This window comes from Cytophagaceae bacterium ABcell3 (genome assembly GCA_030913385.1).
Taxonomy (GTDB): domain Bacteria; phylum Bacteroidota; class Bacteroidia; order Cytophagales; family Cytophagaceae; genus ABcell3.
In genome coordinates, this window is record CP133159.1 from 4,176,688 (window position 1) to 4,185,000 (window position 8,313).

Annotated in this window: 5 protein-coding genes, 1 tRNA gene and 2 rRNA genes (1 of these 8 only partly in view); 4 read left to right on the forward strand and 4 right to left on the reverse strand. The window is 41.1% G+C overall.

Going from position 1 to position 8,313, the window contains the following annotated elements; all coding sequences use genetic code 11:
• Positions 1-11 precede the first annotated feature (11 nt).
• A complete protein-coding gene (locus RCC89_16960; protein WMJ74846.1) occupies positions 12-1,295 on the forward strand; it encodes a deoxyribodipyrimidine photo-lyase in 1,284 nt (427 codons plus the stop codon).
• Here RCC89_16960 and RCC89_16965 read toward each other — a convergent pair whose 3' ends face one another.
• Positions 1,296-1,691 (reverse strand): START-like domain-containing protein, encoded by a 396-nt coding sequence (locus tag RCC89_16965; protein WMJ74847.1) that lies wholly within the window; start codon positions 1,689-1,691, stop codon positions 1,296-1,298.
• A gap of 118 nt (positions 1,692-1,809) precedes the next feature.
• Here RCC89_16965 and RCC89_16970 point away from each other — a divergent pair.
• From RCC89_16970 to RCC89_16980, 3 genes are all read left to right on the forward strand, one after another.
• Positions 1,810-1,883: transfer RNA gene (locus RCC89_16970), tRNA-Met, on the forward strand.
• A 270-nt stretch (positions 1,884-2,153) separates the two neighbouring features.
• Complete coding sequence (locus RCC89_16975) at positions 2,154-2,702, forward strand: porin family protein (protein ID WMJ74848.1); 549 nt, start codon at positions 2,154-2,156, stop codon at positions 2,700-2,702.
• Positions 2,703-2,809: 107 nt separating this feature from the next.
• A complete protein-coding gene (locus tag RCC89_16980) occupies positions 2,810-4,027 on the forward strand; it encodes an ISL3 family transposase (protein ID WMJ74849.1) in 1,218 nt (405 codons plus the stop codon).
• Here the strand turns inward: RCC89_16980 and RCC89_16985 are convergent.
• The 3 genes from RCC89_16985 to RCC89_16995 all read right to left on the reverse strand — a co-directional run.
• A complete protein-coding gene (locus RCC89_16985; GenBank protein ID WMJ74850.1) occupies positions 4,002-4,850 on the reverse strand; it encodes a hypothetical protein in 849 nt (282 codons plus the stop codon). The two genes, RCC89_16980 and RCC89_16985, sit on opposite strands and share 26 nt — an antisense overlap.
• A 1,054-nt stretch (positions 4,851-5,904) precedes the next feature.
• A 5S ribosomal RNA gene (gene rrf / locus RCC89_16990) occupies positions 5,905-6,016 on the reverse strand.
• Between the two features lie 188 nt (positions 6,017-6,204).
• Positions 6,205-8,313 (reverse strand): 23S ribosomal RNA (locus tag RCC89_16995); it runs 793 nt beyond the window's last position.

Below are 8,313 nucleotides of genomic sequence, written 5' to 3' on the forward strand. Positions count from 1 at the left end.
AGCAAAAAAATATGAAAATAAACATCTTTTGGCTTAGGCGGGATTTAAGAGTTAAAGATAATCACGGGCTGCTCAAAGCTTTGAAAGGCAACAATCCTGTTTTACTACTTTTTATCTTCGACACTAATATCGTGGCCAACCTAGATAAAAACGATCCTCGTATTACCTTCATTTACGACGCGCTCTCCAACATACACAATGAAGTTTTAAAACATAAAAGTTCTTTGCTAGTAGAACACGGCACTCCTGAAAATGTATTCTCCAAACTATTGGATCAATACCAAATTGAAAAAGTATATGCAAACAGCGACTATGAGCCATATGCAGTAAACAGAGACAAACAGATCTCTCTACTGCTTAAAGAAAAAGGAGCCACCTTAAACCTGCATAAAGATCAGGTAATATTTGAAAAAGAAGAAGTTTTAACCCAATCAGGCAGCCCATACAAAGTATTTACAGCTTACAAGAATCAATGGAAAAAACAATTTTCAGACAAAAGCCCCCAAGCATACCCCTCAGAAGCTTTCCTTCATAACCTAAAGAGACACGAGCAGAACCTTCCTTCCCTATCCCATTTCGGGTTTGTGCGTTCATCAATGACTTTTCCCCCTAGTCAACCAGACAATAAAATCATCAGACACTATGATGAAACCAGAGACAATCCAAGTCTCCCAACAACACAAATAGGAGTACATCTACGCTTTGGAACTGCCAGCACAAGGGCTATGGTCAAAAAAGCGGCTAAACTAAATGACACATGGTTAAATGAGCTTATATGGCGAGAATTCTATATGCAACTTCTCTATCATTTCCCTAAATCAGAACATGAAGCATTTAACCCAAACTTAAACAACCTGCCATGGCGATACAGTGACGCTGAATTTGAAAGATGGTGCGAAGGAACCACCGGTTACCCTCTTGTAGATGCGGGAATGCGGCAGCTCAACGAAACCGGCTTCATGCATAACCGGGTACGCATGGTAGTTGCAAGTTTTCTCACAAAACACCTGCTGCTCAATTGGACATTAGGAGAAAGGTATTTTGCCAATAAACTCCTTGACTTTGATTTAGCCGCAAATGTTGGAAACTGGCAATGGGTAGCTGGCACTGGAGCCGATGCGCAACCCTTTATAAGAATTTTTAATCCAACACTCCAACAAAAACGCTTCGACCCAAAATTTGATTACATTAAAAAATGGGTACCAGAATATGAAACAGGCAAATACCCTACCCCTATCATTGACCATAAACAAGCAACTGAAAGAGCAAAAAATGCTTTTGAAAGCTTAAAGTAGCTAACCTCCAACCTTATCTTTTAAATTCTGTATAAGATTATTCCAGAGCTCCTCCATATCTTTACTATCCTCAAATTCCGAATAATCAATTATTTTCAAAAAAGAGGTTTGTGTCAATTCATTGGTATCAAGTTGAAACTCAAGATATGCAGCATCTTTACCGTCTTCGTTTTTTGTATCGGGAAACTCAAACTTTACCAGCTGATTCATTTTTTGGGATACTTTTTTTGCTTTGTGCCTAGCACCGTCCCACTCGAAATAAAAAATCTTATCTTCCTCAAAATCTACCTTGTCAGCAAACCACTCAGCTAAGCCTTGGGCTGTATTAATATAAGGGTAAAGCATTTTTTGTGATGCATTCAACTCAAACTCAATTACAAACTTATTCTTATCCATCTATTCTATATGTTTAAATTTTAGTCAATATGAAAAAAAATACGGTTCAAATCTAATTATTCTTTAAAAAAATTTGCTTTATTCAAAATTACAGCTACCTTTGCACACCTAATTCAACGGCGAGGTAGCTCAGGTGGTTAGAGCGCAGGATTCATAACCCTGAGGTCGGGGGTTCAATTCCCCCCCTCGCTACTTTTTTTCCTTTCTTTTTTATAGACTTCATCAACTTCCTTATTACAAAATCAGGGCACATTACTACCTTGTTTAATTATACAACATATAATTTTAACCCTCAATATATAGAATTCATTATAAATTTGAGGTATTTTTATGTATTCATTAAATGCTAAAAAACAACATCCTGTCTTTCTATTTATAAATCAATCAAATATGAAAACTAGGCTTACTTTACAAGTTCTATTTCTTATTTTATTCATTCATCATATAAACTATGGGCAAAATATGCAAATAGGAATAGTGGCAGGAGGATCTTTTTCGACCGCGAGAGGAGACCTAGGGAGGTATCTAGATATTAAAGGGGTGCCAGGTTTTTTGTCCGGTGTACAAATTGAAAAGTCGCTCAATGATAAGTTTTCTATTCAACCTGAACTACTGATATCTTACAGAGGGTACAGGTTTGCCAGTGATATGTATAATACTTATACAAGAAACAGTTTATTATACATTGACATTCCTGTTTTACTGAAGTATAAATTTGTTGAAAACCTATCCTTTGAAGGAGGTATTCAATTAAGTCATTTACTTACAACAAATTTAAATATCAACGAACAAAACCTTTACAACTTCTCACTAGTAGCTGGTGTTAGCAGTATGCTAAATGAAAAAATCGAAGTTGGCGCTAGATATGTTTTTGGATTAACCAATTTGTATAGCCAAATAGACATTAGCCATTACTACACAGACTTCCCAATGCGTAGTAGGGAAATTTCAACTTCCCCAGAACGTTTCTTAATGTTTTTTGTAAGATATAACTTCCTTTCTATAGAATGATCAAGTTTTTTCCTAAAATTCAATTTGCCTGCAATACATTCATAGAAGCTTTTTGGGTCTATATGATTTACTGTGGAAAGGTGATATAATGTAGTTATTTTTACAAAATGAACAGTATCGAAATATTTCAATTGGCTTTGCAGTTAACAAAGCCTTGGTCGGTAACCGATGTTAGGTTTCAGGAAGCATCCAATGGTAAACAAGAACTTCATATAACCATTAGCTTTGAGCGTGGTTTCGTATTTGAACCAGAAAGTAAAGTTCATGATACTCAATATAGGACTTGGCGTCACCTCAATTTTTTTGAACATGAATGTTATCTTCATTGCAAAGTCCCTCGAATCAAAACAACGGATGGAAAGGTAAAAACCGTGGAAGTGCCGTGGGCTAGAAAAGGAAGTGGTTTTACTTTGTTGTTTGAGGCTTTTAGCATGGCTTTGATTGAGCGAGAGATGCCCGTGAACAAAGCAGCTGATTTAGTGAATGAGTACCCACAGCGCATATGGAATATATTTAACTACTGGATACAAATTGCCTATCGGGCAGATGATCAAAGCTCGGTGACCCAATTGGGTATTGATGAGACTTCTGTAAGAAAAGGACATGATTATGTGACCGTAGCAGCAGATTTGGCTACTCGCCGTGTGATTCATGTTACTCCAGGCAAGGATCGGCACACTATCGGAAGAATTAAAGACCATTTAAAAGCAAAGGGTGTTGAACATCTGTCAATTACCGACGCATGCATTGATATGTCTACAGGTTTTATCGCAGGCATGCTCGAACATTTTCCTAACACCTCGGTAACATTTGATAAATTTCATGTAGTCAAACTGCTTAATGAAGCTATGGACGATGTACGTAAGCGAGAAGTCCGAGAACACTCAATACTTAAAGGACACAAATACACGCTATTAAAGTCCACACACAAACTTAGCGCTAAACAGAAGCAGGACCGGCAGGTACTTATTGAACTGTTACCAACTATTGGGAAGGCTTATCGGTTAAAGACCTTATTTCAGAGCTTTTGGGAGTTTAAAACAAAAGAAGAGGGCTCTGCTTTCTTGGCTTACTGGTGTGACCTTGTTGAAGAGGAAGGCTTGTATGCCTTCAAGAAGTTTGTAAACACAATAAAGTCCCACTGGCAAGGAATTACCAATTATGTCGAGTCCCAGATTGCCAATGGTGTCATGGAAGGGATTAACAGCAAAATACAACTAGCTAAAAGAAGAGCTCGTGGATATCGGAATATTACAAATTTTATCAACATGATTTACTTTATTTCCTCTAAATTGAAATTCAATTACCCACAGTATTCCACATAGGGCCAGCTTTTTCATTAATATAGCAATGGTCTTTATCAGCTTTATAGGAATAAATTTCCCAACCATAGGCTAAACAACATAAAGAAAATAGAAATTCTCTGATTTCATGTGCACTATTGTTGTGGCTTGGGAAATTTTCACTAAAAGTAGTATGTAACACACCTATAAGAAACACAACAACCAAAGTAATGACCGTACTCATTGCCAGTTTTAGTTCTTTTACTAAAACACTTCTCAAAAGCAATATACCTAAAGGAATGTAAGTCAAATAAAAGTAATCAAAGCCACTTGTCCTATACTGATGGTAAAATGGAGTAATTGCAAAGGCCAAAATTATAAAATAAGAAGGGACGGGTATACCAAAGAAGTCCCTGTAGCCAAAAGACAAAAGAACAGCAGTAACAAAGACAAAAGCAATTGTACCTCTATCTACCAACCTATCAAAAAAGGATTTATTAATATTATGGATATTTGTTTCATCCTGATCATTAATTTCTTTCCAGGACTCAGCGGTTTCCCAATCAAAAATACGTTGCCCCCAACTAATCTCTTCACCTGCAGCCCATAAAAAAACAACTCCCATAACAATCAAAGCTATTTTCCTTACTTGACTTTTAGATGACTTCGCCCCACCAAAAAGCAACAAAAGGCCACATCCAAATAAAGACAAGGCAGTAAGGTTTTCTACAAAACTATCCTCAAGTGAGATCCTGTCATACATTACTGGATGAAAAACCAGAATAACAGCGTATGCCGCTAAACCCATCAAAAAGAAAACAAAGAAAATAAATGGTACCCGATGTGTTGTTTTATAATCAATCATCCCAATAATAATGAAGCCTATATAAGCTAGTGAAGCTACAAAAATAAGAAAGAATTAAAACATAAAACGTTAAACAAAAGGTATTTTAGTACAACCACAATCGATATACCTATAGATGCTTAAACTCTTGATAAGACACAAAAAAACTGCACGTCCACACTATCAAGTAGTGCAGCTAATGATTTAACTCCAAAAACAACTGTCCCAAACTCCTTCTCCGTAATCGTATTCAGGTCAGCTTGTTATATTTTGTACAATTTATAAAGTTTATATACATACATGTAAAGCAGAAATATTGAAACAACCCTACTAAGTTAGCGTCAGCGAATAATATAAACGCAGCGTGGTATTGAAAATGCTAGCAGAGGTACTGTTGCAGGTTTTGTTTGTTTGCGATACCACCCAGTCAAATTTGTTAAACAGAACACCTTACCCTCCCACATTTCGAATCTCGTACGGCAAAAGGAATAATACATGTAGGATAATATTAATACAACAGGGACAACCAACACACCGCTATTCTGGAAGCACCTTGTTTGGCTAAAGAATAAAAGAACAGAAATAGGCACTAGGTTAGTAAACGCATATAGTATGTTTAAGAGGTTTATTTGCTGATTGATAATGTTTCGAGCAGCTCTTACTCCTCTTAAGATACTGCCAGTGTTCAAAAAAAACTTTTCAAGATGACGTTAAGGGGGAGTGAGAATAACCCACTGTTGGTGGTTTAGACTAGCTTGTACAGTTAATTTATTCTTCCTGTCTACGGAACACAATTGTCAAACTTGAAACTATCGGACATAGCAGACACAACAGTATCCTCTCTAATGGTAAAGGGGCATGAAAGCCACACCTCCAAGGTTTTAGTGGACCTTGGAGGTGTGGAGGAAGAACCTAGATAGGGATTTGCAGGAAAAAGTCCAGGGAAACTTAGTAAAAGCAAGTTTCGCACTTAGCCTACTACTTAACTTTCGCAAAATACCAGGTGATCCGATTGAAAATCGGCTCTACATACATAAAAAAAAGCCTTGCCGTTTACACGACAAGGCTTGTACAAAACTGGCAACGACTTACTCTTCCACGTTTTACCGCAGTACCATCAGCGCGACGGGGCTTAACTTCTCTGTTCGGAATGGGAAGAGGTGGACACCCGTGCAATAGTCACCATTAAGATCTTTAAGGTTACCACCCTTTTGGCGGACACCTGTGCTACCCCGATAGCTATCGGGATCACCATTAAGTTTTTTTTCGGTGTACCGCTATACTTGCGGTCACCTTGTTGGCCGTCCCCTACATTTGGGGAAGCTCTAATATTTTTAACATGTGAAAAGCAGACTAATAGAAATTGGCAGCGCAAAAAAGAAAGTCTCCGGGTAATTAGTATTGCTCAGCTTTGACATTTCTGCCTTTACACTTGCAACCTATCGACGTCATAGTCTCTGACGACCCTGTATAGAAGCCTCATCTTGAGGCGAGTTTCGCACTTAGATGCTTTCAGTGCTTATCTCGTCCGAACGTAGCTACTCTGCAATGCACCTGGCGGCACAACAGATACACCAGAGGTTCGTCCAACCCGGTCCTCTCGTACTAAGGTCAGCTCCTCTCAAGCTTCTTACGCCCACAACAGATAGGGACCGAACTGTCTCACGACGTTCTGAACCCAGCTCGCGTGCCACTTTAATCGGCGAACAGCCGAACCCTTGGGACCTTCTCCAGCCCCAGGATGTGACGAGCCGACATCGAGGTGCCAAACCTCCCCGTCGATGTGAGCTCTTGGGGGAGATCAGCCTGTTATCCCCAGAGTACCTTTTATCCTTTGAGCGATGGCCCTTCCATGCGGAACCACCGGATCACTATATCCGTCTTTCGACCCTGATCGGCTTGTTGGCCTCACAGTCAAGCACCCTTTTGCTATTGCACTCTGCGCACGGTTACCAAGCGTGCTGAGGGTACCTTTGAAAGCCTCCGTTACTCTTTTGGAGGCGACCACCCCAGTCAAACTACCCACCATACAATGTCTCCCGATAGATATCGGGATTAGACTCCAGATAAGGAAAGGGCCGTATTTCAAGGACGGCTCCGCGATGCCTGGCGACACCGCTTCATAGCCTCCGGCCTATCCTACACATCCCTTACCCAAAGTCAATGTAAAGCTATAGTAAAGGTTCATGGGGTCTTTCCGTCCCGTTGCGGGTAAGCGGCATCTTCACCGCTACTACAATTTCACCGAGCTCATGGCTGAGACAGTGCCCAGATCGTTACACCATTCGTGCAGGTCGGAACTTACCCGACAAGGAATTTCGCTACCTTAGGACCGTTATAGTTACGGCCGCCGTTTACCGGGGCTTCAGTTCAACGCTTTGGGTCGCCCCTAACGTCCCCCCTTAACCTTCCGGCACCGGGCAGGTGTCAGTCCTTATACTTCATCTTTCGATTTCGCAAAGACATGTGTTTTTGTTAAACAGTCGCCTGGGCCTTTTCACTGCGGCCTCCCATTGCTGGGTAGGCGCCCCTTCTCCCGAAGTTACAGGGCCATTTTGCCGAGTTCCTTAGCCATGACTCACTCGAGCACCTCAGGATTCTCTCCTTGACTACCTGTGTCGGTTTACGGTACGGGCGGCAATACGGATTAACGCTTAGAGGATTTTCTTGGAAGTCTGGTTAGGGCCATTATCTCATTGGCCGAAGCCGCTGAGTACTTTCGCAGTTCAGCAAGGCCGGCGGATTTGCCTACCGGCCCTATACCTAATTGCTTAAACGCACTATTCCGTCAGTGCGCAGGCCTTTCACTACTCCGTCTCCCCATCACTCCATATCGCCGGTACTGGAATATTAACCAGTTGTCCATCGAATGCCCCTTTCGGGTTCTCCTTAGGTCCCGACTAACTCCCGGCTGATTAGCATGGCCGGGAAAACCTTAGTCTATCGGTGTGCGGGTTTCTCGCCCGCATTATCGTTACTTATGCCTACATTTGCTTTTCCAAACGCTCCAGAAAACCTTACAGTTCCCCTTCGCCGCTGTTTGGAATGCTCCCCTACCACTTGTACACAAATGCACAAATCCAAAGCTTCGGTACCACGCTTGATGCCCGTTTATTATCGATGCCCTGCCGCTCGACCAGTGAGCTGTTACGCACTCTTTAAATGAATGGCTGCTTCCAAGCCAACATCCTGGCTGTCTCGGCAGCTGGACCACCTTAGTTCAACTTAGCGTAGATTTGGGGACCTTAGCTGTTGGTCCGGGTTCTTTCCCTCTCGGACTGGGACCTTAGCACCCCAGCCCTCACTCCCGAGTATATCTATGAGCATTCGGAGTTCGTCTGGATTTGGTAGGATGTGACTCCCCCTAGTCCAATCGGTAGCTCTACCTCTCATAGACTCGACCTCGAGGCTGTTCCTAAAAACATTTCGGGGAGTACGAGCTATTTCTCAGTTTGATTAGCCTTTCACCCCTACCCACAGCTCA